Genomic DNA, 24,251 nt, shown 5'->3' with positions numbered 1-24,251 from the left:
ATGATGCGTGATGTCGGACACCGTTGGCATGGAGAACGCGATGCGGGTGCTGCTGGTCGAGGATGACCGCATGATCGGACAGGTGGTGCAGGACGCCCTGAAGGACGCCTCCTGCGCCGCCGACTGGGTCGAGGATGGACAGGCCGCGCTGGATGCACTGGATCGCCAGCACTATGATGTGGTCTTGCTGGATCTGGGCCTGCCGCGCAAGAGCGGCCATGCGGTGCTGACGTCGCTGCGCGCGCGTGGCAGCGCCGTGCCGGTGCTGATCCTCACGGCGCGGGACGCACTCGAAGACCGCATCGGCGGGCTCGATGCAGGCGCCGACGACTATCTGGTCAAGCCATTCGAGATGGATGAGCTGCTCGCGCGAATGCGGGCTGTGTGGCGCCGGAGAAGTGGCCTGGCGTCATCGGTACTTGGCAACGGCCGCGTCTCGCTGGACCTGTCGACCCGGCAGGCCACCCTGGCGGGCGGCGCGCCCCAACAACTCACGAATCGCGAGTTCGCGCTGCTGCAGGCGTTGCTGGCACGCCCGGGCGCGATCCTGTCGCGTGCCGAGCTTGAAGAGCGCATCTATGGCTGGGGCGATGAAGTGGAAAGCAATGCGGTCGAGTTCCTGATCCATGGCCTGCGCAGGAAGCTCGGCAGCACCATCATCAGAAACGTCAGGGGGGTGGGATGGCAGGTGCCGAAGGAAGGCTGAAATACGCCGGGCCAAAGCATTCGGTCCAGCAACGGCTATCCCTCTGGGTATCGCTGGCGATCCTCGCGGTGGCACTCATCGGCGGCATCTTCTCGTTCGCCTCGGCGTTCCGCGAAGCCAACATCATGCAGGATGACCTGCTGCGGCAGGTGTCGATGCTGTTCGACGCGCAGCATCTGCCCGCGCCCCATCTGGCGGACGCTGGCAGACTGCCGCACAGCGACGAGGAAGCCCGAGTGATCGTGCAGACCCTGTCACCGGGCGGTGACGGCAGCAGGCAGATGCTGGCGTTGCCCGCCAGCGCACCCGATGGTCTCGGCACCTTCGAGGTCGACCACGAGTCCTACCGCGTGCTGATCCGGACGCTGCCGACCGGCCAGCGCATTGCCGTCGCCCAGGAAACCGGCATGCGCGACGAAATCGCGCGCAACAGCGCGCAGGTCACGGTGTTGCCGTTTCTGGTGCTCGTGCCGGTGCTGCTGCTGATCGTGGCCTATCTGGTCCACCAGATGTTCCGCCCCATCTCCACCCTTTCCACGGACATCGACCGGCGCGGCGAGCACGAACTGTATCCATTGCCGGAAGACGAGCTTCCCGCCGAAGTCCGTCCTTTCGTAGTGGCAATCAACCGGCTGCTGGCCCGTATCGCGCAGGCCATGGAGATGCAGCGCCGCTTCGTCGCCGACGCAGCGCACGAACTGCGCTCGCCGATGACCGCGCTATCGCTGCAGGCCGAACGGCTCGAACGCACCGAGATGCCCGAGGCCGCGCGCACCCGGCTGGCCACCCTGCGGCGCGGCATCGAACGCAGCCGCGCCCTGCTGGAACAGTTGCTGAGTCTCGCGCGCGCCCAATCGGCAACCGCGGCGCCAGCGCCAGCGAAAAGCATCTCCGTGCGGCACGCCTTCCGGCGCGTGCTGGAAGACCTGATGCCCCTGGCCGATTCGCGTCACATCGACATCGGCGCGGTTGGCGACACCGATGCGCAGGTGCCAATTCAGGAGGTGGAGCTGATCACGCTGCTCAAGAACCTCGTGGACAACGCCATCCGCTATACGCCCGAACACGGCCGCGTCGATCTGTCGGTGGAGACTTCCCCCAATGCGGTGGCAATGATCGTGACCGATTCCGGACCCGGCATCAGCACGGAGGAACGAAGCAGGATCTTCGATCCCTTCTACCGGATTCCGGGCAACGACGCGCCCGGCTCCGGCCTTGGCCTCTCCATCGTCCGGGTCATTGCCGAGCGGGTGGGCGCCACGGTCGAGATCGACTACGCCGACGCGGCCGCGCACCACGGCACGCGCGTGACGGTGCGCGTGCCCTGTGGTGACAACTATGTCGGCAACGATGGCGGCAACGAGAGCGGCGTCCGTCGGCAGCACGCGACTGCCGCCACGGATCAGCCGTTACCCTGAGCCTTGCCGGCGGCCTCCGGCGCTGCGGCCGGCTTGCTGTCCGAGTGGTTCTCCGGCGGATTCTCCAACGTCTTGCCCGGTTCATCCTCCCAGCTTCCGCCCAGCGCCTGCATCAGGCCCACGGTATCGGAGTACCGGCTCGCGCGCGCCTGTACCAGCGTGATCGCCGACTGCCGGTACGTCTGCTCGGCCAGCATCACGGCCGGGTAGCCGATCTGTCCGGCCTTCCACTGTGCCTGGGCGATGTTGAAGCTGCGGTACGCGGCACGCTCGGCATCCGATGCAGTGCGTAGTCCCCGCGCATCGGCCTCGACCGCATGCAGCGCGTCGGCCACCCCCTGATAGGCGGTCAGCACGGTGCTGCGGTACTGCGCAGATGCCTGCTTGTAGGCCGCCTCGGCCGCGCGCTGCTGGTGCAGCAGCATCCCGCCCTTGAAGATCGGCTGCATCAGGCCCGCGGAGATTCCCCAGAAGCCGGTGCCGGCCGTGAAGAGATCGCCAATCGCCTGCGACGAGCTACCGAGCGCGGCAGTCAGCGTGATATTGGGCAGGCGGGCCGCCGTGGCCACGCCTATCTGGGCGCTAGCCGCGTGCATCTGCGCTTCCGCCGCGCGAATGTCGGGACGCTGGCCAACCAGCCTCGACGGCAGGCTCAGTGGCAATGTTCCGGGCAGCGTCAGCGATTCGAACTCGAACTGCTGCGGCACGGCATCGCTCGGCAACCGGCCCGTCAATGCCGCCAGCAGGTTGCGCTGCTGGGCGAGTTGCCGGTCCAGCGGCGGCAATGCCGCTTCCGCCTGCGCCAGCGTGGCTTCCTGTGCTGCGACTTCGGCGGCGCCGACCTGTCCCAGGCGCTGCTGCTTGCGCACGGCCTCGAGCTGGCGCGTGGATAGCGCAATGACGTCTTGCGTCGCGCGGATCTGGGCGCGCAGCGAGGCTTCCTGGATCGCCGCATTGACAACGTTCGACGTCAGCGTCAGGTACGCGGCCTGCCACTGGAACCGGGCAACGTCGGCCTGCGCCACGCCTGACTCCACCTGCCGGCGCGTGCCGCCGAAGACGTCGGGCACGTACGAGACACTCAACTGCGCCGTGTGCAGCGTGAACAGATCGCTGTTGTCGGACAGCGGGCTCGCGATGATCTGGGCGATCTTCTGGCGCGACGGCGTGTACGACGCGTCGACGCTCGGGAAGAACGCGCCACGCTGCGCCGCCACGTTCTCCTGGGCCACGCGCAGCGCGGCCTCCATCGCCTGCAGGTCCGGGTTAGCGCGCAATGCGGCATCCACCAGCGCGTTGAGTTCGCTGGAGCCGAACATCGTCCACCACTGCGCCGGCACATCCTGCCCCGGCGCGAAGCGCTGCGCCTGCCCATCCGGCGTGGATGCCGATGCGGTCTCCGCGGGCAATGTCGTCGCCGTGTAGCGATCGGTCTCGGGCGCGGCCGGGCGCTGGAAGTCCGGGCCCACCGCGCAACCCGCGGTGGCCAGCGCCAGCAGCGCCGCCACGCTGATCGAAGTGATTTTAGCCATTACAAATCCCCTTCACTGGTGGGGCCGAACTGGACCGGAGGCTCCTCGCGCACCTGCTTCGCCGCGCGTGTCTCGATCAGGTAATACAACGCGGGCAACAGCACCAGCGTCAGCGCGGTTGCCGTGATCAGCCCGCCCACCACCACCGTGGCCAGCGGACGCTGCACGTCGCTGCCCAGCCCGTGCGCAAGCGCCGCCGGAATCAGGCCCAGCGCCGCCACGGTCGCGGTCATCAGCACCGGCCGCATCCGCTCGCCCGCGCCACGCACCACCGCTTCCTTCAGGCTCACGCCAGCGGTATCGCGCCACCGGTTCAGGTTGGCGATCATGATGATCGCGTTCAATACCGCCACGCCAAACAGCGCGATGAAGCCAACCGCCGACGACACGTTCAGCGTCATCCCGCGCAGATGCAGCGCCACCAATCCGCCCAGCGTTGCCAGCGGCACCGCCATCAGGATCAGCGCGGGCTGCCGCAGGTTCTTGAACTCGCCGAACAGCAGCACGAACATCAGCGCCAACACCATCGGCAGGATCACCGCCAGACGTGCCTGGGCGCGCTGCTGGTTCTCGAACTGACCACCCCATGCCACCTGGATATGGGTACGGTCGTACGGCACTTCCTTGTCGATGCGCGTCCGCGCCTCTTCAAGGAACGACGACAGATCGCGGCCGCGCAGATTCAGGCGCACCGTCAGGTGCCGCTTGTTCATCTCGCGCGTGATCGTGGTCTCGCCTTCTGCCAGACGAATATGCGCCACCTGGGCCAGGGCCACATGCGCGCCATTGGCGGCCGTGAGCGTCAGGTTGCCGATTGCCTCGGGGTCGTTGCGCGAGCTGCCAATGAAGCGCGCCACCACGTTGTAGCTGCGGTCCTCGACGAACACCTGCGTGACGGGGCTGCCACCGATGCCAGTCTGGATCAGCGCCATCACGTCGGCCACATTGATGCCCAGCCGCGCGGCAGCGGCACGATCGACGTCGATACGCACCTGCGGCAACGGCGGCTCCTGGTCGATGATCACGTCCTGCGCGCCCGGCACCGTCTTCAGCAGCCGCGTGATCGCCGTGGCCACCTGCCGTGTCTCGGCGAAGTCGTTGCCGTACACCTTGACCACCAGGTCGCTGTGCGCGCCCGCCAGCTTGTCGAGCACACCGTCGATCATCGGCTGGGAGAAGCCCACCTGAGTACCCGGCAGATCGCGGAAGCGCGTGGCCATGGCCTCGATCAATTGCTGCTTGTCGCGGCCGGTGGTCCAGGTGCTATAGGGGTGCAGCGTCACCGCGGTCTCGATATGTGACGGCGAGAACGGATCGGTACCTTCGTCGTTGCGGCCCACCTGCGTCACCACGTGCTCCACCTCCGGGAACTCCATCGTCGCGGCACGCAGGTTGTCGGCCATCTGGCCAGCCTTTTCGAGCGAGATGCCCGGCGGGAGCGTCACCTGCAGCCATATCGAGCCTTCGTCCAGATACGGCAGGAAGTCCCGCCCGATCGTCGCGCCCAGGATCATCACGCCGACCAGCGTAGCCACCGCGATGCCGATTGCCGTGCGCGTGCTGCCCACCAGCCGGTTCAGCACCGATTCATAGCGCGGCGCAAGCCAGACCAGCGCCGGGTTGTGAAACACCTTGCGCGGCTTGCGATAGGCCCAGTACGCCAGCCCCGGAATCAGAAGCAGCGCCACCAGCAAGGCCCCGAACAGCGCGAAGCCCACGGCGAAGGCCATTGGCGAGAACAGCTTGTACTCGATGCGCTGGAACGCGAACAACGGCAGGTAGGCCGTGATGATCACGATCATGCCGAAGAAGATCGGGCGCGCCACCTGCAGCACCGACTGCATGATGTCCCGGCCATGCAGTTCTTTCTCCGCGTCCTCCTCGCGCCGGCGCAGGATGTTCTCCATCACCACGATGGCGCCGTCCACGATGATGCCGAAGTCGATCGCGCCGAGCGAAAGCAGGTTCGCCGGGATCTTGAAATGATGCATCAGGATGAACGCCATTAGCAGCGACAGCGGGATCGTGACGGCCACGATGATCGCCGCGCGCGGGCTGCCCAGGAACAGCAGCAACACCAGCGACACCAGGAACATGCCTTCCATCAGCGTCTTGCCCACGGTATGCACCGTGGCATCGACGAGATTGCTCCGGTCGATATACGGCACCACCTTGACGTCCTTGGGCAGGATGTTGTCGTTCAGGTCACGCACGGCGGCATGAACGCCCTCCATCACGACCGACGGGTTCTCGTTCTTGAGCAGCAGCGTGATGCCCTGGATCGTGTCCGGGTTGTGGTCCATGCCCAGGATGCCGTGGCGCTGCGGGTTGCCGAGCACCACGCGGCCAAGATCCTTCACCAGCACCGGCACGCCATTCTTCTGGGTGACGACGATGTTGCCCAGATCGTCCAGATTACGGATCAGGCCCACGCCGCGCACCACGAGCCCCTGCTCGCCACGATTCAGGATGCTGCCGCCGGCGTTGGCATTGTTCTCGGAGATCGCCTGCGTGATCTGGTTCAGCGAGATGTTGTACTTCGACAGCATCACCGGATCGAACTCGAGCATGAACTGCGTGGTCAGGCCGCCGAAGTTGGCCACGTCCACCACGCCCGCCACCTGCTTCAGGCGCGGAATCACCTTCCAGAACTGGAGTTCCGACAACTCGCGCAGATCGCGTGTCTTCGACACCAGCGTGTAGCGGTAGATTTCACCGATCGGCGACGTCAGCGGGTCAAGCGACGGCTGCGCACCGTACGGCAGCGAAACGCCGTTGATGCGCTCCTGCAGGCGCTGGCGCGACCAGTAGTCCTCCGCGCCATCCTTGAACACCACGGTGATCAGGGACAGGCCGAACGTGCTCTTGGAGCGCATCACGTGCATGCCGGGCACGCCCATGATCTCGCGCTCGAGCGGGATCGTGATCTGCTGCTCGACTTCCTCGGCGGCCAGTCCGTTGACCTGCGTGACCACCTGCGAGGTGGTGTCGGCAATGTCCGGATACGCTTCCAGGGGCAGTTGCTTCCACGCGTACCAGCCGTACAGCGCGACCATCGCGAACACCAGCGCGACGATGCCGCGCCGGTTGAAGCACAGGGTTACAAGGCGCTCAATCATTCAGCAGCACCCCTTCCTTCACCACCACGCGGTCTCCCGCGGACAGGCCTGACTTCACTTCCATACGGTCGCCAATCTGCGCGCCGAGCTTGATCACACGGGGTTCGAACTGCCACGGCGCCACTTCGACGAACGCGCGGGTGTAGAAGCCGCTCTGCACGATGGCCGACATCGGCACGACGATGCCTTCATGCGGCTGAGACAGGAAGGTAGCCTGCGCGAACATGCCGGGACGGAGCCGTCCGTCAGGGTTGTCGAACACCATGCGCACCTTGGTCGTGCGGGTGTCCGCATCAAGGATCTGGCCGACATAGCGCACCTTGCCCGGCTGCGCATCGTCATAGGCGTCGAACTTGACGGTGGCCGACTGGCCGACATACACGTGGCCCAGATCCTTTTCCTGCGCGTTGGCCGTGACAAACACGTGCGAGAGATCGGCAACGGTCATCAGGGAGGCCGTGGTGTCGTTCCAGTACGCGCCGGTCGCGGCATTGAGATCGACCACGCGCCCGTTGATCGGTGATCGCACGGTCAGAATGTGGCCGCCGCCCGCCTGCAACGTGCCGCCACCCTTGGCGCCAAGCTGCGCCAGACGCGCATCGGCGCGCTGGGATTCGCTGGCAGCCTGGTCATAGTCGCTCTGGGCCTGCTCGAAGTCGCGCTTTGCGGCGATCTCTGACTTGTCCAGTTCCCGCTGACGATCCAGGTTGCGGCGTGCCATCGTCATGGCCGCGCGGGCCTTGGCGGCGTCGCTGGTGGCCTGCGCGAGATCGGCCGAATCGATCGTGAACAGCACGTCGCCAGCCTTGACCTCGTCGCCAAGCTGCTTGTTCAGGCTGACGATGCGGCCAGCCAGCGGCGGCAGCACTTTCACGAGCTTGGCCGGATCGGCTTCGACCATGGCCGGCAGATTGAACGGCGCGGCCACGGTTTCGCGCGTGGCGGGCGCCACAGCCAAGGTACGGCGCAATGGCGACTCGGCCGGGACGACCAGGCGCTCGCCTTCATGACGCAGGGCGACGGGCGGGTCCGCGCGCTTCTGGTCGGCCTTGGCGCGCATCGTCCAGACACCAGCACCGCCGAGACCCAGTATGACCGCCGCGGCAAGCCAGTAGACAGCGCGCCCGGGAAAGGCTGGCTTGTTTTTCATCATTCACTCCGATGCTGATGTTTCAAAAGATATGGAATCGCCACATGCGGGAATTTGCCGCCAATGGTACGCACGCAAGCCCCCGCGCACCCTGAATTCTTCTTCAGGCAGGGCCGTATGCGTAACATGCGGAAAAGTCGGCTGATAGAATCAGACCCGACCCGGAAAGGCGAACCCATGAGGATCCTATTGGTAGATGACGACCAGAAGGCAGCGCGACTGCTGGCCCGTGGTCTGCAAGAAGAAGGTTATGACGTGGAGACCGCCCATTCGGTTGACGTGGCGGCGGCTCACAATTGTTACGCGTTCAGTCTGCTGATCCTCGACTGGATGCTCCCGGGCAAAAGTGGCGTCGAGTTCTGCCGGGAATTGCGTGAGCAGGGCGTGCGCACGCCGATCCTGATGCTGACGGCGCGCGATGCGATCAATGACCGCATCACCGGGCTGGACACCGGCGCCGACGACTACCTGACCAAACCCTTCGTCTTCGAGGAACTGCTCGCGCACGTGCGGGCTTTGCTGCGGCGTGTGGAGCTGGCTCAACCCGCCCCGATCACGCTGGATGACCTCGTCATCGACCCGCAGACCCGTGGCGTCACGCGGGCCGGCGCGCGGCTAGATCTCACGCCGAAGGAATACGCGATTCTCATCCTGCTGGTGACGCACGCCGGGGAGATCGTCAGCCGGGCACAGCTTGCGGAACACATCTGGCACGCGGACCTGATCGCCATCGACAACCTGATCGACGTGCACATGAAGAACCTGCGCCGCAAACTCGACCCACCGGGCATGGCGGCGCTGATCCAGACCGTGCGGGGCCAGGGCTTCCGCATCTCGCCATTGGGGGCCCTCTGACGTGCTGAACTTCCGGCAGCGGCTGGTCCTGACCCACTGGACCGTCATCGTGGTGATCGTGGCCTGCTCGGCGTTGGCCGGGTGGTGGCAGCTATCGCGCCTGGTGCATGGGCAGCTCGACGCGGCGCTGCTGACGCTGGCCGATACCGAGGCCGGCATGCAGGTGGAGAGCCACGGGCAACCGGTCCGCGTGCACGAGCGCCCGCCCGGGTCGGCCCCGCCATCGCTGGTGCGCCTGGACCGGCTGGTGCAGATCGTCAATGCCAAGGGCGAAATCCTGGCCCGCAGCTCAAACCTGGGTGACGCCATGCTGCCCGCCCCGCCCGCGCTGCTCGACGAACTCGCGTCCGGCGGGGAGGCGGTCTTTCAGACGCTGCCGAGCTTTGGCGAAGAACCGCTGCGCATGGTGTCGCTGCCCGCCGTGGCAAACGGCAAGCCCGTGGTAATTCAGGTGGCGGGCTCGCTGGACGATGTGCACAACGTGCTGGAGTCGGCCACGATCCTGTTCGGCATCATGGCCGCCGCGCTGCTGGCCGCCGTGGGCGCCGCCGGCAGCGTGCTGACGCGACGCGCGTTCCGTGGCATCAACGACGTCGTGAAGCAGGCCCGGCTCATCGGCGACGCCAACCTTGGCGAACGCCTGCCGCACCCCGGCACAACGGACGAAATCGGCCAGCTCGTCGATACGCTGAACGCGATGCTGGACCGGCTTGAGCAGGCTTTCGACCAGCAGCGACGCTTCACGGCCGACGCCTCGCACGAACTGCGTTCGCCGCTTTCCCGCTTGCGCACCGAGATCGAAGTGACGTTGCGGCGGCCGCGCGAGAGCCAGGAGTACGTGGACACGTTGCGCTCCTGCCTGGATGAAGTGGGCCGCCTGACCCGGCTGATCGAGGAACTGCTGATGCTGGCCCGCTTCGACGCGGGGCAGGATCGCCAGGCTGGCGAGCCGCAGGCACTGGATGCGCTGATCGCGGAAACGCTGTTGCGCGCCGGCCCTGCCGCCCGCGAACGGCAGGTCGAACTGGTGGCACGCAGCGAAGCGGCGGGCGGCGCCAAGGTGTCGCACGGATCGGTAGGGCTGGTGCTGGCCAATCTGGTGGACAACGCGCTCAAGTTCTCGCCACGGGGCAGCAAGATCGTGGTGGACTGCGCCGCCGACGCACACCACGCCACATTGCGCGTCACCGACGAAGGCCCCGGCATCCCCCCGGACGAGTTGCCCTTCCTGTTCGACCGCTTCTTCCGTGGCGCGGGCGCGCGCGCGTCCGAGAACGAGGGAGTGGGTCTTGGGCTGGCCCTGTCGCAATCGATCATCCATGCTCAGGGCGGGCATATCGAGGCCGCCAACGGGCCCGACGGCGGCGCGGTGTTCACGGTCAGGATTCCGCTGGCACTGCGCGAAGCCGGTTCCTGAAGAAGAATTCAGTGTACGGAGCAGCACCCCGTCGATACACTCCGTCCCATCAAAGCTCGCCTGGGGAGGACCCTCAAATGGACTGTTGTTCTAGTCGATATCCAACACAAGGTTAAGCAGGCCACCCACATCCTTTTTTGTCGCTGGCTTGCATCGATCCATCGCAAGTCACGCAGCGGCAATCACGGGCGCCCCAGCCCGCCGCGCGCCACTCGCACGCGCCTGCCCCGGCAGGCACCATGCTGTTCCGCCATGGTCGGCAGGACAGCGAAGGAGTCGGAAATGCGCAAGTTCCTCGCATCCACCACCCGGACCTCCGCGCTCACTGAGCGTCTGGTCTCCCCGTTCCTGCGCGCCCAGACGCAGTCGAACACCTCGACCTCGACCACGAACTCGAAATCACCCGGCCAGGCCGGCCGCACGGACGCCCCGAGAACCGATCGGGAATACGCCGATGCGGCCATCCGGTTCTGCCGCACGCTCTGGTAAGACGCGTCCGCGATCCATACGCCAGTTGTACGCCACGGCACGCACGTGCCGTGTCCTGCCACATGCCAGCCACGGCTGCCATGTGGCGTCATGATTTCCACGTCCGTCGAGCATGTCCATCGAAGCCATCCAGAACATCAACCTAGAGTCGCTCCTCGACACCAGCATCAGCCTGGTTACCGCCTTCGTGCTTGGCGGGGTCATCGGCTATGAACGCCAGTACCGCCAGCGCACCGCCGGCCTGCGCACCAACGTGCTGGTCGCCGTGGGCGCGGCCATTTTCGTCGACATGGCCAACCGACTGGCCGGCCACGACGGCGCGGTGCGCGTAGTGGCCTACGTGGTATCCGGCATCGGCTTTCTTGGTGCGGGCGTGATCATGCGCGAGGAAGGCAATGTGCGCGGCCTGAACACCGCTGCCACGCTGTGGGGCTCCGCCGCGGTCGGCGCCAGCGCGGGCGCGGACCTGATCATCGAGGCCGGCTTGGGCAGCATGTTCGTGCTGGCCGCCAACACGCTGCTGCGTCCCGTGGTCAATCGCATCAACCAGCAGCCAATCGACACGCCTGCGGTCGAGGTGACCAACACGGTCTACGTGATCACGCCACGCCATCGCCAGAAAGAGGCATTGCGGCTGCTGTCGGACATGCTGGAAGCCAGCAACCACCCCACGCGCGATCTGGTGGTTCACGCATTCGGCGCGAACGATATCGAGATCGAAGCCGTGCTCATGGCCACTTCGGTCGACGGCGACGAGCTGGATGCCGTGGTGGCACGGCTTTCGGCATGTGAAGCCGTAAGCCAGGCGTTCTGGAGTCCGAGCACCACGGAATAGCGGCGCCCGAAGGCGCCGCCAGAGTGAACCCCGCCCCGCTCAGCGATCGTTGCGGATCGGCCCGTACTCGACGGGCACCCATGTATAGCCGACCTGCTCGCGCCGCACATGTCCGATGCCCGGGAACGGCAGGTGCGCGCCGCCTACCCAGTGCTTGTCGCGGGCGGCGTCGGCCAGCACGCGGTTACGCGTCATCACGGCCTGATGGCTGTCGGTATCGAACTCGATCGCCACCTGCGGGCTGCGGAACTGCACCGCGTGGCTATGGATGACATCGCCCCACAGCAGCAGTTTTTCCCTGCCGGACGTGAACAGATAGCCGACATGCCCCGGCGTGTGGCCAAATTCTGGCACCGCGCGCACGCCAGGCACGAGTTCGTCACCTGCGCCGGCACTGGCACTGAAGGTGCGGAATCGGCCGGCTGCCCGGTAAGGCGCCACCGCGTCACGTGCCATGGCAAACAGACCCTGCGCATCCTTGGGTGCTGCCGCGGCCTTCGACTCGTCGAGCCAGTAGTCCGCGTCGGCCTTGTCGGCATAGACAGTGGCGGCGGGAAACGCCGCCGTGCCATTGGCAAGCAGACCACAGGCGTGATCGGCGTGCAGGTGGGTCAGCAGAATGGTGTCCACCTGTTCCGGCTCGTAGCCGGCCGCGTGCAGGTTCTCTCGGATCCGTCCCAGCGTCGGGCCGAAACATGCCGACGCGCCGGTATCGACCAGAATCAGATGGCTGCCGGTATTGACCAGATAGGCATTGACCGCTGTCTGCATGCCGGGTGTCGATTCGACGAACATGCGCGCGAGCAACCGTTGCACCTCGCGCGCGCTGGTGTACTTGAACAGCTTCGGATCGAGATCGATATAGCCGTCGTACAGCGCGGTGACTTCGAACTGGCCGACCATCATGCGGTAGTAGCCGGGCACCTGCGTCTTCTTTTGCGCGTGCACAGGCGCTTGCGCACACGCATCGGTCGGCATCGCGGGCAGGACCAGTGTCGCGGCCGCGAGCAGCGTGGCGGAAACCAGCGTCTGGAACACGCGCTTGCCGGACCCCATTCCGGCACGAAGCGGAGTTGAATGCAGCTTCATGAGAGATTCCTTCTGAATGTGGATGTCGATGGAAACTGACGATGTCGCTGAACACATGCCGGCGTGCTGCATCTGCGACGACGCCGGCAGGCGTAACGGCTATCTTAATCCACCCGGGATGCATCGGCTTGCATTCGAAGACACGCGGCCTACCATTGACTGGGTAGGCACCCATGCAGGAGAGCAAGTCATGGAACTCAGCGCGGTGCCGGTATCCAAGCCGGCAGACACCAACTTCATCTTCGGACAGTCACATTTCATCAAGACCGTCGAGGATCTGCACGAGGCACTCGTCGGCACGGTACCCGGCATCCGCTTCGGCATCGCCTTCTGCGAGGCATCGGGCAAACGGCTCGTGCGCTGGTCTGGCACCGACGAGGCGATGATCGACCTGGCCTGCCAGAACGCCACCGCGATCGCGGCTGGGCATACCTTCCTGATCTTTCTTGGGGATGGGTTTTTTCCCGTCAACGTGCTCGGCGCCGTGCGCGCCGTGCCCGAGGTATGCCGCATTTACTGTGCCACCGCGAACCCGACGGAGGTCATCGTCGCGCAGACGGATCTTGGCCGGGCCGTGCTCGGCGTCGTCGATGGAGAACCGCCGCTGGGCATCGAGACCGCCGCCGATATCGCCGACCGGAAGCAACTGCTGCGGCAGATTGGCTACAAGCTCTGAGTGGGAGGGAGCGATGGCCAGTATCGCGCGTGTCGCGCGTTTCGCTTGTATTGCCCGTATCGTCCATGAGGCACCGCCACAACCCCGGATCACCGAGGTCGTGGCCTGACGATGTACGCCGACTACCGTTAGTCCGACTGGTACTTCGGCGAACGCGGCCCGTACAGAATACCGGTGGGCTGACCCGCCGACAGCAACCGGTCGCTCGCGGCTCCAGCCACGCCGTAGCTGCGATCCACCGTGTGGTTGATCACCTGGGCAACGGCCGCGGCAATCAGCGCACCCACCAGTCCGCCGCCGGCGTTACCGGAGTCGTCGGTGGCCGCGGCGGCCGAACCGCTCCACAGCGCGTCGCCGGTCTTCAGATCCACCAACTTCGCGCTCGCGGCCACGCGCGTTACGCTGCTGAGCACCTGATACTTCGAACCGTACTCGCTCACGGTCACGTATAGCGCGGCGTCGGCGCCGAAGATCTCGCGCAGCTTGGCCACTGGAACGGCGTGGATGTCACCCGGCACAGTCAACCCGTTCTGGCGGAACGTCTCGTCAACCAGCGCCACAGGCAGCACGTAGTAGCCCGACTCGGCCAGCGGCGCGGTGGACTGCGCCAGCATCGCGTAGGTCGCATTGATATCCGGCGACTCGTTCAACGGCGGCAGCACCACGATCGAACGCGGCCGGGCGGCCTTGTACGCCGAATAGTCAATTTGCTTGGTCGGCACGGCACAACCCGCGAACAGCGCCACGGCACCAAGGCCCGCGATATAGGTCAGGATTCGACGCATCATTTGGCGCTCCCGGTGGTGGCGTCGGACTTCGCTTCCGCCGTGTCAGCCTTGGCCTTGGCCGAGGCGTTGGTTGCGGCATCGGCTGCGGCCCCTGCGCTCACATCCTTGCGCGCATCGGTCTTCACATTACGCATCAGGAAATCCATATAGGGCGTGGCCTCCGGGAACAGCGTCTTCTCGGTCTGGAACTCCTTCACCATCTGGTCGCCCTTGCCCAGATTCAGATACAACATGCCAAGCTGGGCGTGATACCCCGGCGGCGGCGAGCCACCTTTCGCCTTCATCTTGTCCAGCCCGCTTTCCAGCGCCAGCACCTGTTCCTCCTTCGCGCCGTCCTTGAGGTACTGATAGACCTGGGTCTGATACCCCTCCCATTGATAGAGGGGCTTCGGCCCACTCGCACAACCCGCCAGCACGAGGCCGGCCGCCGACAAAAACGCTGCCTTGCGCAGCGTGACCATGCTCTTCATTTTTTCTTCCCGTCGTACAAAGAACAGCGATTACTGCTGCGGCTTCCACGCGCCGGATTCGATGGCGCCCACAAGGTTGTTCACCGCCTCGCGCATGGCCAGATCCATCACCTTGCCATTGAGCGTGGAGTCATAGCTCGCCGTGCCGCCAAAGCCGATCACCTCCCGGTTCGACAACTTGTACTCGCCCGCGCCCTGCGTCGAGTAAACGACCTCGGAGGTGCTGATGTTCACGATGTTCAGATTGACCTTGGCATAGGCCACCTGCTCCTTGCCGCGGCCCAGAATGCCGAACAGCTGCACGTCGCCGACTTCCTTGCGGCCAAATTCGGTGATGTCGCCGGTCACGACATAATCGGCGCCCTTGAGCTTCTGGGCCTGGTTCTTGATCGTCGCCTCGCGCTTCATCTCGTCCAGATTCTCGCGCTCCAGCACATTGAATCGATTGGTCTGCTGGAGGTGGGTCACCAGACTTGTCTTCGCCTGGCCGCTCAGCCGATCGATGCCGTCCGAGAACACACCGCGCATATAGTTCGAGCGGTTATCGAACTTGCCCACAGCGATCGGCGTGCGCACGCCGTTGTAGGGGCGGCTGGCGCTTTCCACCTTCTGCACGGCCACCGCCGTGGACGTCTCGGTCGCGCAGCCTGCCAACCCCAGCGCCGCCACGACACCCACCGCGGCATAGGTCTTGAATCGAATCACGTAATTTCTCCTGTTTGACTACGTTGCTGAAAGCGGCGACAGCCGCCGGTATGAAAACTCAGTACTGATACGCCACCTGCATCCCGCCGGTGACGCCAGACGTATGAAAGGCAGCGGGCTTGTACACGGGCAGGCCGACAAAGAAGTCATAGGACAGCCGCCCGAACTTCGAACCAAAGCCACCGCGCAGGCCCAGCACCGCGCCGATCAGTTGCGTGCCAACCAGCCCGACCGTCGACGGCCCGAACACACGTCCGTAGTCCAGCCCCGCATACAGCGCCTGCCCGGTGTTGGCGACGGGTGCCTGCAGTTCGTTGCGCCAGTAGAAGCCACTATCGCCGGCCAACAGCATCTCACCGTCGAAGCCGCGCACCGTATAGCGGCTGCCGATGGTCATCATGTCCAGCGCATACAGGCGATCACCGGTGTACTGGCCACGGAAGGTCGTCACGTAACGCAGCATCTGCTCGCCAAGCCGGAAGGGCGCCGACAGATTGGCATCGGCCACGACCATGCTGTAGCGCCATGTCGGCCCGCCGTTCACAGCCAGCGTATCGGCCTGCGAACCGAATCCGCCGATGCCCTGGCGATACACGAGGCTGCCATCGAACTGCGCCGCGCCGAAGTAATGGCGATCGGTGAAGCCGGCCTCCACAAACGTGTTGTTGCGCCGCTGCTGGGGGATTGCCGTGTCCTCGATGAAGCTCTCGCCAAAGCGGCGCGAGAGCCGGAACTGCAGACCCAGCACGTCGTTCTGGCTGCGGCGAAGCACGCGTTGCAGCTTCATGTCCACCGTCTGCGAATTCCCGCTTGAGACAAAGGTCTGGTTGACGCCCGCAATCTGCTGGTAGTACGTGTTCGAGTACGCGGACAGCGTGCCCGTCCAGTAACCCCACGGCACCGAGTAGAAGCCGTTCCAGCCATGCGTGCCGTGCTTCCGGTTGCCAAGCTCAACGTCCTGCATATAGCCGACGTTGAACAGATCGTTGAGACCCAGTGGGTTATCGATGCCCAGACTCAGATTGCCGAGCCATTTGCCCGTTGCCTCCGTGCCCGAGTTGTCGATCGACGCCACCACGGTCCACGCCTTCGCCCGCTTGACCGCGATGACTACATCGCTCACGCCCGGCACGGCAGTCGGCACGATCTGCATCTCCGCATCCTGACTGGCCACGCGCTTCATCTGCTCCAGCCCCTGCTCCAGATCGCGCAGATTCAGCAGATCGCCCGAACGTGCCGGAAACGCGGACTTCCACGTGCCGCGCGTGTCCGGTTCCGCAAAACGCAACTCGCCGATCACGCCGGGGATCAGCGCCAACCGCAATGTGCCGGTGCTGAGATCCTGCTGCGGCAGTAACACGCGCGTGGTGACATAGCCTCGGCTCAGAATGGTCTGAGACACACCCTTGGTCAGCATATCCAGGCCCTGCCTGCCGACACACGCACCCTGATAGTGATCGAGCCATGCACGGGCAAAAGCAAACGGGTCCATCGGCAGCGTAGAGGCACCGTGTACCTGGACGCTATCGGGCAGATCGGCAGGGACGTCGAGCACGAAGCGGTCGATGCGGAAACATGGCGTCTCGGTCGGCAGCGTCGGATAGGCGAGCGGCGTCACATCCTGCGCGCGCACGCCGGGCGCTTCAATGGCCTGGGCGCGCTCGCGGGCTTCCTGTTGCTGGCGGGTGAGTTGTTGTTGATCGGCGGCGGTGGTGGCCGGGCTCCGGCCCGGGCCAGTCGGCTGCGCCTCCGCGCACGTGGAAAGGCCGAGCAGAAGCAGGCTCGCATGAAGTGGGCGAGTCATCGCCATCGACTTGATTCTCATGGGTTAATGCTTCAATTCGACGCCAGTCATCGTGCCGCCCGTAGGCATGGCGGCGAGACACGATGCGTCAAGTAGTGCCATGAGATTGCTTGCGACACCAGTGGCGCCGGTGGTCGTGCCACTGTCGGTACCACCACCACAGACCGCAATGGCGGTAGCCGTTGCGAGCAGGGAAAATGCGAGCGTCTTCTTCATGCAGTTATGCCCCTTATCGGAGAGTTGGTTAGGGGGCGTTGGTCGGTCTGGTGCCGTTTTGGTTGAAGTAATTGAGGACTACTGGCTCTGAAATCTGGCCGAAATGAAGATCAGTGGCCGGGAAGCTTTTTTCACGGCGGGCGCATTAGTCTTGCTCCCGGTAGTTTTTGCAATACAAGCAGTCCGTCAGCGTTTTCCGATAATGAAAACTACTGCATGCACGTCACCTCCGTGACCCTTGGTCGTCTTGTCGATTCACTTGTCGTCCTTCTCGTAGGTCCGCTTTGCTTTGCGCCATTCCGATTCACCGAAGGGCCTTAGACCAATCAGTGCAGCGCGAGAACTAAGGCCTCCCAGCAGCATTGCAGCGAAGCCACCGAGAATCATCACGATACTCGCCCACTTTGGAAGCCAATCCAACCCCAATCCTGCCGCTCCGATCCCGGCACCGAGGAAGATTATCAGCCCACGCATCAGCGCGGTGAGGTTTCCATCCTTTATCATTTTCATATTACTTTTCCGACGTCGTTGTCCTGTTCCAACCTTTGTTTATCCAAGCTTTAATGTTATCCATGGCACCGGTAGCCTTTATTCCCTCCCCAAATTCATTGATCACAGGTCCAGCCATGGGATAACGTTCACCAAGAAAATAGCCGGTGGCACCTAGAGCGCCCTCGCCAAGATACTGGCCCACGTCCGGTCTTGCCAGTTGCTCCACACCTCCTGCAATTACACTCGCGACCGTACTTACGAAAGATATCGTGCCGGCAGTCGTCGACACGACGGGATTTGGAGAGCTTGCAGCAATGGCACCTGCTGCTGCGCCCAGCCGTCCTGTCTGGGTGCCAAAGTTGCTTGCTGCATCAGCAACTTGAACCCTTCGCCTTGCCACCTCCTCCGCGCTATATGGAGTTGGAAGTCCTGCTGCGCAATCAGTCTGTCCACCTCCACATTTTGCGGTGGACAGTAACCCTGGTGAGTAGCTGACCTTCGGAACATTACTAAAGTCCATTCGGCTTGTATAAGGCACATCCCCCTGCATCGTCCTCCGCTGCGCTTGGATGTAAGCAATGAAGCCAGCATCTGGCTGCGCTTGTATTTCCCGGATCTGCGTCGTACCTGTTATCGAAGTCCACTGCACACCGGTATCTGTCGGCTTTGTGGTCACCGCATCAATCTGATCGGGTGTACCGTATTCCAGCACGGTACCGTTCATATCGACGACGTTGGACAGGCGCATCTGCGCTTCAATCTGCTCGGCCGTGTACTTGCCGTTGCTTTTGGCCACCATCTTCTGCGCCAGCATCTTCTCATCCGGATGCAACTGCCGATTAAACCGATCCACATTCGCCGCCGTCGCAGCCCCTGAACCGCCTCCCACCGCCAACCCAATCCCGCCCGCTGCGACGTTCGACACCAGATTGCCAATCGCCTCGTTCAGATCGGCGTTGCCGCTTCCCACGCTGCTGGCAATCGTCTGGCTCAGCTCGTTCAGCGTCTTGCCCGCCAGCGAAGCCGCCCCCGCACCTGCGGCACCCGCGACCGCATTGCCGCCGCCCAGCCCCACGATCAGCGCGCCGCCCGCGGCATGGAGTGCCGCGCGATTCGCTCCACCCTCCTCCCATAGCGCCGCCTCATCCCGATACTGCTGCGCCAACTCCTTATTGCCCGCGTCGCTGGCTTCCTTGGCCTTCGCAAGCGCGGCCCGCTCCTTGCTCCCCGCAATATCCCCTACCGTCTTCGCCACCGCCTCCCCAGCCGCCTGCGCCGCCGCCATCATGTCGGCCTGCTTGCCCAGCACGTTGGCCAGATCCGGGTTCTTGCCCACCGTCGTGTTCGTGTTCGACGTCTCGCGGTTCAGCGTCGCCACGTCCTGCTTCTGGTTGCCCTCATCGTTAATGACGATCGTGCCTGCCGCGACACCCGATTGCGCCACGCCTCGCTGGCTGCCGCTCTCGTGCTGCGGAATCATCGGGCTCACGCCACCGGTGTTCCTGCCTGACGTCGGACCCGAGTTCTTGTCCTCCACCTTCGGCTCGAAGGTGAAGCCACCACTCACCCCCAACGACGTGGCGCTGTAGTCCGACTGGTTCTCCATGTCGCCCCAGGACAGCGTGCCCGTGGACAGCCGGTTCTTGTCCGGGCTGGCCGTGCTCGCGATCACCGCCTCCTTCAGGTCCGTGTTGCCCTTCACATCGAGATCGAAGCCGCCTTCAGCCACACCGCGCTTTCGGCAAGGCAGCGCAAATGTCATTTCGATTTGGAATCGTCGGAGTCTCGGTTGGTCGAATCTTCCAACTCGATAGTCTTCTCGGGCTCGTCATATGTGGCCTTGGCACGGCGCCATGGCGAAGTATCAAAGGGGCGCAGGTGAAGCGCCGAGGCTTTTGCAGAGTATCCGCCAATCGCCATCAAGGCCATACCAAGAGATATTCCAAAAATCCTGATCGACCCATAATAATACTCAACAAATGCATAAACGACAGTTATTCCAATTAAAAATAGAACTACGCAAACAATCCCTCTTAAATTCCCATCCCTAACAAACAAGCCCATATAAAACTCCAACAGTATTTATTTGTTTATGAAATTATTAATATCATTAGCGGGCCTTGAACCCTTAAATGATTCCATTACCTCATTGACTCCCGGGCTCAATACAGGACCGACAACCGGAATCTTGCTTGAAAGATCTACGCCGAGTGATGTAGTTGTTTCAATAACCATTTGACCAACGTTTGGTTTTACTGCTTGAACGATCGCAGTCGCCCCCAGATTTACAACTGCCCCACCTGCCGCAACAGCCTCCGCAAGCGGCACATGCGGACCCGGAACACTAGCAGCCGCTGTCGCAGCAGCAGATACACGCCCCGCCTGAGCTCCCACAAATCCCGCCGTATCTGCAGTGGCTTCGCGAAATGCATTCTTGTGTTGATCGTCTGCCCAACCACCGCGCGTCGGAACGAGGTAACTCATGCCGCTTTGGCCAGGCTTCGGATCATTGAGCCGCTCCCATGGAACGCCGCTATAGGCATCCTTTGTCATTCCAAAGAAGACAGATTTCTGATCGGAAATATTGTCCATCGTCGTGTAGGTGAAGTATCCCTGCGCCTGCTGACCTTTGATCCAAGCTCTTTCACTAACAAGAGATTCTCCTGTCAAGGTACTCACATAATTGGAACTGTACAGAAGACTTCCCGCTGGATACTGAGCCCAGCATTTCACCTCATAACATGCTGCCTGCCTAAGTCTCTCCGCCTTGGCGCTGTCATCGCCTGCTGCAGCTTGAATCAGCTTCTTTTCAGTAACGCGTAGTTGGCGATTGAAACGGTCAACGTTAGCCGCTGTCGCGGCACCCGAGCCAGCGCCTACGACTGCACCGATGCTTCCCGCAACGATGTTGGCAGCGATATTTCCCACGGTCTCGTCAAGCGCGGCATTACCAGTATCCGCACCAGTGGCAATGGCGTTCCTGAGTTCGTCGAGCTTCTTGCCGGCAATCGACGCCGCGCCGGCACCCGCAGCCCCCGCCACGGCATTCCCCCCACCCAATCCTGCAATCAGCGCACCTCCCGCAGCTTGCAGCGTCGCACGGTAACTGCCTCCTTCCTCCCATCGTCTAGCTTCATCCTCATACTGAGTTGCGAGGGCGAGGTCGCCCGCATCGCGCGCCACTTGCGCCGCTGCGCGAGCGTCACGTTCTTTTCCATTTGCGACGTCCCCTACCGTCTTCGCCACCGCCTCCCCAGCCGCCTGCGCCGCCGCCATGATGTCGGCCTGCTTGCCCAGCACGTTGGCCAGATCCGGGTTCTTGCCCACCGTCGTGTTCGTGTTCGACGTCTCCCGGTTCAGCGTCGCCACGTCCTGCTTCTGGTTCGCCGCATCGTTAATGACAATCGTGCCCGCCGCGACACCCGATTGCGCCACGCCTCGCTGGCTGCCGCTCTCGTGCTGCGGAATCATCGGGCTCACGCCGCCGGTGTTCCTGCCTGACGTCGGACCCGATTTCTTGTCCTCCGCCTTCGGCCCGAAGGTGAAGCCTCCACTCACACCCAACGACGTGGCGCTGTAGTCCGACTGGTTCTCCATGTCGCTCCAGGACAGCGTGCCCGTGGACAGCCGGTTCTTGTCCGGGCTGGCCGTGCTCGCGATCACCGCCCCCTTCAGGTCCGTGTTGCCCTTCACATCGAGATCGAAGCCGCCTTCGCCCGCCCGGATCCCCGTTTGCTCGCTCACGTTGGCGTACTTGCCGTCACCCTTGCCCATCGACGCGGTGAACGATCCCGAGAGGCCAGCACCCTGGCTCCACCCGATACCGCCACCCACGCTCTGCTGACGGGCCTCGCTGTCCTCGGTGTCCTGACGGCTCGCGAGATTCAGGTTGCCGCCGACATCGGCCGATACCTTGCCGCCGCTGACCACGCCACCCAGAAGGTTGGTGTCCTTGCCCGATACGATCGACACGGACTCGCTGCCGCTCACGTGGCTGTTGCCCTGCGTCGTGCCCGTGCCATCGGCATGGCCCTTGCTGGTCGAGGCCGATGCCGAGACCCCGAAGCCTGCCGCGCTGACCGACACCCCGATGCTCCCGCTGCTCGACTTGTTCGTGCTGCGGTTCTCGTACGTGTCGGTGGCCGACACGATGTTCACATCGCCCCTGGCGTCGAGCCCGACCTTGTTGGCCCCGATATCCGAGCCAACGATGTCCAGATTGCCAGCGGTCTTGTTTCCGGCAGCATCCACGCCCGTGGCGGTGAACGTGGCCGTGCCGCCTGCCTGGATGTTCGATCCTGTGTGCGTGGTGCTGTCCTGCGTCAGCGTCTGCTTGCTCTGGCTGGTGCCGAACGACAGCGTGAGCGCCGTGCCCGCTGGCCCCTTCCCATCGGCCAGGCTCTTGACGGCATCCCCTGCACCCATCGCCGCGTCGTAGGCATCCCGCCCTGCCGCGATCCCCCAGAGCGCCGACGCGCGGCCGTCCTGGCTCTTCGTCGCGGCCCCCGCCTTCTGCCCCGCGTTAATGGCCGAACCGATCGCGCCGCCGCCCACGCCCAGCGTGAAGCCGGTCTGCTTCACTTCGTGGGTTTCGTCGTGGTGAAGCAAGAACCAATCGTAGCTCTTGGGGTACTTTTGTATATGACGCAATGCTCTCAACGTTCTTCAGCCGTGTAGATACAAACTAGCTCTGCACCCCAGGATGGCTCAATAGCAAAAAGCCTTAGTGCACCAGTCTGAATGTCTGAAACATAAGCGTCAGCTGCCTCTCGTGAAATCAGACAAGTGCCGTCGGATAGTGAATTTGCCCATGTAACCAGTTGATTCAGAGCAACTCTATCCAACTGCATGGACTCTGAGTGAAGTACGCGCGAAACGATATTTTGCGAAACGTAATCGGTGATTCTGATCGTCTTAACGCCGCACAATTTCATCGAGACCTCGCTTCCATCGCTGCACACCAAGCCTAAGGAGATTTTCTTGTCCTTCTTTTCGTGTGCAACCGATACCAATTCTGCGTCGTGCAGTTCCGCGTACTGATTAGCTTGATTTTTCATGATCACCTCCTACGGCTTACCTGGAAGTATAGGGGTTCCTGGGATACCGGGATTGGTGCTCCAAGTATCAGGATCACTTCTATTCGGTGTCTTAGTTAGGCACTGACCTTTCCATCCACTCGTAGGATGAACTTGACGCCGTCGCTGACAGCCTCAACGGCCGGATCTCTTGCAGACTAGCTCAACGCCTCCAACTCTCGGAAGAACGAGTCAAGATTAACTGGATAACGAAATCTGACACGATCTACCTCACCCGACACCTCCTCCCCTAAACTTCCAACCCCAACATAAAGTGATGGTATTTTTACACCCCTCATTCCAAAACAAATTTCATGACGCCGCCTATACTCAAACAGCATGTCCAACTGCTCGTCAGAATAATTATCTGGACTCTCATATATTTTATCTATTGATTTAGCAATAGAACAATCCCAACTCACAAAATCAGGGAGCGACTCCATTTTTATGGATGTTCTATTTTCGGCGAACCAAGAAACTAACTCACCAAAATCCCATTTAACATCAACAAGAATGCGATCGATACTATTACCTATAACAGCAAGTACGATTCTACCAATGCGCGCTGACTCCGAAAATCCAAAACTCAATGGCGACACATTCGTCATCGGATAAAAATCAAGCTTCAAATTATTCATTGCTTCCCCTTAATGAGCTTTCCATACTCCGATTTTGTTATGTCTCCTTTCTGCAGTAACGCTCTCAAAACATTAGCAGGAACTTCGTTTCCGGGAACTGGGTACCCATGCCATCCTCCAACGTTGTCGGGTTGAAACTCATATACCTTACCGTCAGAAACGCCATAGCGCTGCTTTCCACCTTGCACAGAATTGTTAAGCACTCGTTGAGCCGCTAGCTCGTCCAGATCCATAGGAGTCCCCCAACCACCAGCGTCGTGTTTTGGGCTGGGAACGTATTTTGGAACTCCATCAGCATTGCTAAGAATCGCCCCAAGACCCTCGACAATCTTCAGTGGATTGGGCAATACTCCGCCAATTACGGCCCCAATGGCATCTGCCGTATCGACAATCGGCTGGATAATTGGCTTGGATTGATTATTCTTTGACTGATCCGGCGTCCCTGTTACCGCAACCTCACTTGGATCCGCAGGCTTACCCGGTGTCTGGAACGGCTTCTGCGGTTGTCCTGGCGTTGAGATCGGTAGCGGTGGCTGGACGGGCTTGAGACTAAGCCAATTATTCTCAATCTCAAACGTCGCCGCATTCGTCGCCGTCGCTGCATCCACCCCCGACGCCCCAGCCGCACCCGCCACGCCGGCCACCAGACTCTGGATCGCATTCTCCCGCGCCTGCTTCTGCCCCGGCGTCAAGCCTTCCGGCGGCGACAGCAGACTACCGATCACCGAGCTGGCCGCCGCACCCATCGCGCCCGCCCCGCAACCCTGGCCGGCGCCC

21 protein-coding genes and 2 pseudogenes are annotated in these 24,251 nt (G+C 62.9%); 7 read left to right on the top strand and 16 right to left on the bottom strand.

Annotation, left to right across the window (positions count from 1 at the left end; all coding sequences use genetic code 11):
* Positions 1–40 precede the first annotated feature (40 nt).
* Positions 41–706, top strand: a complete 666-nt coding sequence (locus D769_RS28240; protein ID WP_008651850.1) for a response regulator transcription factor — start codon at positions 41–43, stop codon at positions 704–706.
* Positions 682–2,124, top strand: coding sequence for an ATP-binding protein (locus D769_RS28235; RefSeq protein WP_008651849.1), 1,443 nt, complete (start codon positions 682–684; stop codon positions 2,122–2,124). Before D769_RS28240 ends, D769_RS28235 begins: the two co-directional genes overlap by 25 nt.
* On the opposite strand, the gene D769_RS28230 is transcribed toward D769_RS28235, so the two are convergent.
* The 3 genes from D769_RS28230 to zneB are packed head-to-tail and all read right to left on the bottom strand — an operon-like array spanning position 2,109 to position 7,925.
* Positions 2,109–3,656, bottom strand: coding sequence for an efflux transporter outer membrane subunit (locus D769_RS28230; protein ID WP_008651847.1), 1,548 nt, complete (start codon positions 3,654–3,656; stop codon positions 2,109–2,111). The genes D769_RS28235 and D769_RS28230 overlap by 16 nt on opposite strands.
* The gene (locus tag D769_RS28225) at positions 3,656–6,775 is read right to left on the bottom strand and encodes a CusA/CzcA family heavy metal efflux RND transporter (RefSeq protein ID WP_008651845.1); all 3,120 of its coding nucleotides are present in this window, start codon (positions 6,773–6,775) and stop codon (positions 3,656–3,658) included. The genes D769_RS28230 and D769_RS28225 overlap by 1 nt, the downstream gene beginning before the upstream one ends.
* Positions 6,768–7,925, bottom strand: coding sequence for a zinc efflux RND transporter periplasmic adaptor subunit ZneB (gene zneB / locus D769_RS28220; RefSeq protein WP_008651841.1), 1,158 nt, complete (start codon positions 7,923–7,925; stop codon positions 6,768–6,770). The genes D769_RS28225 and zneB overlap by 8 nt, the downstream gene beginning before the upstream one ends.
* A gap of 177 nt (positions 7,926–8,102) precedes the next feature.
* Here zneB and D769_RS28215 point away from each other — a divergent pair, with 177 nt between their 5' ends.
* From D769_RS28215 to D769_RS28200, 4 genes are all read left to right on the top strand, one after another.
* Entirely contained in the window at positions 8,103–8,780 is a 678-nt protein-coding gene (locus D769_RS28215) for a response regulator transcription factor (protein WP_008651839.1), read from the top strand.
* A 1-nt stretch (position 8,781) separates the two neighbouring features.
* Entirely contained in the window at positions 8,782–10,197 is a 1,416-nt protein-coding gene (locus D769_RS28210) for an ATP-binding protein (protein ID WP_008651838.1), read from the top strand.
* A 282-nt stretch (positions 10,198–10,479) separates the two neighbouring features.
* Entirely contained in the window at positions 10,480–10,686 is a 207-nt protein-coding gene (locus D769_RS32480; protein WP_193750074.1) for a hypothetical protein, read from the top strand.
* 112 nt (positions 10,687–10,798) lie between these two features.
* Complete coding sequence (locus tag D769_RS28200; protein WP_008651836.1) at positions 10,799–11,521, top strand: MgtC/SapB family protein; 723 nt, start codon at positions 10,799–10,801, stop codon at positions 11,519–11,521.
* Between the two features lie 39 nt (positions 11,522–11,560).
* Here D769_RS28200 and D769_RS28195 read toward each other — a convergent pair whose 3' ends face one another.
* On the bottom strand, positions 11,561–12,610 hold the full coding sequence (locus tag D769_RS28195; protein ID WP_008651835.1) for an MBL fold metallo-hydrolase: 1,050 nt from the start codon (positions 12,608–12,610) through the stop codon (positions 11,561–11,563).
* Between the two features lie 190 nt (positions 12,611–12,800).
* Between D769_RS28195 and D769_RS28190 the strand changes: the two genes are divergently transcribed.
* The gene (locus tag D769_RS28190) at positions 12,801–13,286 is read left to right on the top strand and encodes an adenosine-specific kinase (RefSeq protein WP_008651834.1); all 486 of its coding nucleotides are present in this window, start codon (positions 12,801–12,803) and stop codon (positions 13,284–13,286) included.
* Positions 13,287–13,414: 128 nt separating this feature from the next.
* Here the strand turns inward: D769_RS28190 and D769_RS28185 are convergent, their stop codons facing one another.
* From D769_RS28185 to D769_RS31505, 12 genes and pseudogenes are all read right to left on the bottom strand, one after another.
* The gene (locus D769_RS28185; RefSeq protein WP_040011317.1) at positions 13,415–14,074 is read right to left on the bottom strand and encodes a DUF799 domain-containing protein; all 660 of its coding nucleotides are present in this window, start codon (positions 14,072–14,074) and stop codon (positions 13,415–13,417) included.
* Entirely contained in the window at positions 14,071–14,544 is a 474-nt protein-coding gene (locus tag D769_RS28180) for a DUF4810 domain-containing protein (RefSeq protein WP_008651832.1), read from the bottom strand. The genes D769_RS28185 and D769_RS28180 overlap by 4 nt, the downstream gene beginning before the upstream one ends.
* Positions 14,545–14,574: 30 nt before the next feature.
* Positions 14,575–15,249 (bottom strand): CsgG/HfaB family protein, encoded by a 675-nt coding sequence (locus D769_RS28175; RefSeq protein ID WP_008651831.1) that lies wholly within the window; start codon positions 15,247–15,249, stop codon positions 14,575–14,577.
* 58 nt (positions 15,250–15,307) lie between these two features.
* Positions 15,308–17,074, bottom strand: coding sequence for a ShlB/FhaC/HecB family hemolysin secretion/activation protein (locus D769_RS28170; protein WP_008651830.1), 1,767 nt, complete (start codon positions 17,072–17,074; stop codon positions 15,308–15,310).
* Positions 17,075–17,077: 3 nt separating this feature from the next.
* Positions 17,078–17,269: a hypothetical protein gene (locus D769_RS28165; RefSeq protein ID WP_008651829.1), complete on the bottom strand. Its 192-nt coding sequence runs from the start codon at positions 17,267–17,269 to the stop codon at positions 17,078–17,080.
* A gap of 255 nt (positions 17,270–17,524) precedes the next feature.
* The gene (locus D769_RS28160) at positions 17,525–17,779 is read right to left on the bottom strand and encodes a hypothetical protein (protein WP_008651828.1); all 255 of its coding nucleotides are present in this window, start codon (positions 17,777–17,779) and stop codon (positions 17,525–17,527) included.
* A gap of 1 nt (position 17,780) precedes the next feature.
* Positions 17,781–19,484 (bottom strand): annotated as a pseudogene (locus D769_RS33010) (filamentous hemagglutinin); the annotation flags it as partial.
* A 35-nt stretch (positions 19,485–19,519) separates the two neighbouring features.
* Positions 19,520–19,825 carry a hypothetical protein gene (locus D769_RS32075; RefSeq protein WP_152415097.1) on the bottom strand — a complete coding sequence of 102 codons (306 nt, stop codon included), beginning with the start codon at positions 19,823–19,825 and terminating at the stop codon, positions 19,520–19,522.
* Positions 19,826–19,843: 18 nt separating this feature from the next.
* Positions 19,844–22,363: pseudogene (locus D769_RS28150) on the bottom strand (hemagglutinin repeat-containing protein); the annotation flags it as partial.
* A gap of 53 nt (positions 22,364–22,416) precedes the next feature.
* Entirely contained in the window at positions 22,417–22,818 is a 402-nt protein-coding gene (locus D769_RS32070; RefSeq protein WP_152415096.1) for a hypothetical protein, read from the bottom strand.
* Between the two features lie 176 nt (positions 22,819–22,994).
* Positions 22,995–23,474, bottom strand: coding sequence for a hypothetical protein (locus D769_RS32065; RefSeq protein ID WP_152415095.1), 480 nt, complete (start codon positions 23,472–23,474; stop codon positions 22,995–22,997).
* Positions 23,471–24,251 (bottom strand): VENN motif pre-toxin domain-containing protein (locus D769_RS31505; protein WP_152415094.1); only part of this gene is annotated, 781 nt, incomplete at its 5' end. The genes D769_RS31505 and D769_RS32065, both read right to left, overlap by 4 nt.

Source organism: Cupriavidus sp. HMR-1 (genome assembly GCF_000319775.1).
Taxonomy (GTDB): domain Bacteria; phylum Pseudomonadota; class Gammaproteobacteria; order Burkholderiales; family Burkholderiaceae; genus Cupriavidus; species Cupriavidus metallidurans.
Note: the sequence above shows the minus strand (reverse complement) of the source record. Positions and strands in the feature narration are given on the sequence as shown.

What these genes read in the sequence shown, in the direction of transcription:
- D769_RS28160 (WP_008651828.1), bottom strand. Translation starts at nt 17,779, where the DNA reads ATGAAAATGATAAAGGATGGAAACCTCACCGCGCTGATGCGTGGGCTG.
- D769_RS28225 (WP_008651845.1), bottom strand. Translation starts at nt 6,775, where the DNA reads ATGATTGAGCGCCTTGTAACCCTGTGCTTCAACCGGCGCGGCATCGTC.
- D769_RS28185 (WP_040011317.1), bottom strand. Translation starts at nt 14,074, where the DNA reads ATGATGCGTCGAATCCTGACCTATATCGCGGGCCTTGGTGCCGTGGCG.
- D769_RS32075 (WP_152415097.1), bottom strand. Translation starts at nt 19,825, where the DNA reads ATGGGCTTGTTTGTTAGGGATGGGAATTTAAGAGGGATTGTTTGCGTA.
- D769_RS32480 (WP_193750074.1), top strand. Translation starts at nt 10,480, where the DNA reads ATGCGCAAGTTCCTCGCATCCACCACCCGGACCTCCGCGCTCACTGAG.
- D769_RS28200 (WP_008651836.1), top strand. Translation starts at nt 10,799, where the DNA reads ATGTCCATCGAAGCCATCCAGAACATCAACCTAGAGTCGCTCCTCGAC.
- D769_RS32065 (WP_152415095.1), bottom strand. Translation starts at nt 23,474, where the DNA reads ATGAATAATTTGAAGCTTGATTTTTATCCGATGACGAATGTGTCGCCA.
- D769_RS28235 (WP_008651849.1), top strand. Translation starts at nt 682, where the DNA reads ATGGCAGGTGCCGAAGGAAGGCTGAAATACGCCGGGCCAAAGCATTCG.
- D769_RS28180 (WP_008651832.1), bottom strand. Translation starts at nt 14,544, where the DNA reads ATGAAGAGCATGGTCACGCTGCGCAAGGCAGCGTTTTTGTCGGCGGCC.
- D769_RS28240 (WP_008651850.1), top strand. Translation starts at nt 41, where the DNA reads ATGCGGGTGCTGCTGGTCGAGGATGACCGCATGATCGGACAGGTGGTG.
- D769_RS28215 (WP_008651839.1), top strand. Translation starts at nt 8,103, where the DNA reads ATGAGGATCCTATTGGTAGATGACGACCAGAAGGCAGCGCGACTGCTG.
- D769_RS28170 (WP_008651830.1), bottom strand. Translation starts at nt 17,074, where the DNA reads ATGAGAATCAAGTCGATGGCGATGACTCGCCCACTTCATGCGAGCCTG.
- D769_RS28190 (WP_008651834.1), top strand. Translation starts at nt 12,801, where the DNA reads ATGGAACTCAGCGCGGTGCCGGTATCCAAGCCGGCAGACACCAACTTC.
- zneB (WP_008651841.1), bottom strand. Translation starts at nt 7,925, where the DNA reads ATGAAAAACAAGCCAGCCTTTCCCGGGCGCGCTGTCTACTGGCTTGCC.
- D769_RS28195 (WP_008651835.1), bottom strand. Translation starts at nt 12,610, where the DNA reads ATGAAGCTGCATTCAACTCCGCTTCGTGCCGGAATGGGGTCCGGCAAG.
- D769_RS28230 (WP_008651847.1), bottom strand. Translation starts at nt 3,656, where the DNA reads ATGGCTAAAATCACTTCGATCAGCGTGGCGGCGCTGCTGGCGCTGGCC.
- D769_RS28165 (WP_008651829.1), bottom strand. Translation starts at nt 17,269, where the DNA reads ATGAAGAAGACGCTCGCATTTTCCCTGCTCGCAACGGCTACCGCCATT.
- D769_RS32070 (WP_152415096.1), bottom strand. Translation starts at nt 22,818, where the DNA reads ATGAAAAATCAAGCTAATCAGTACGCGGAACTGCACGACGCAGAATTG.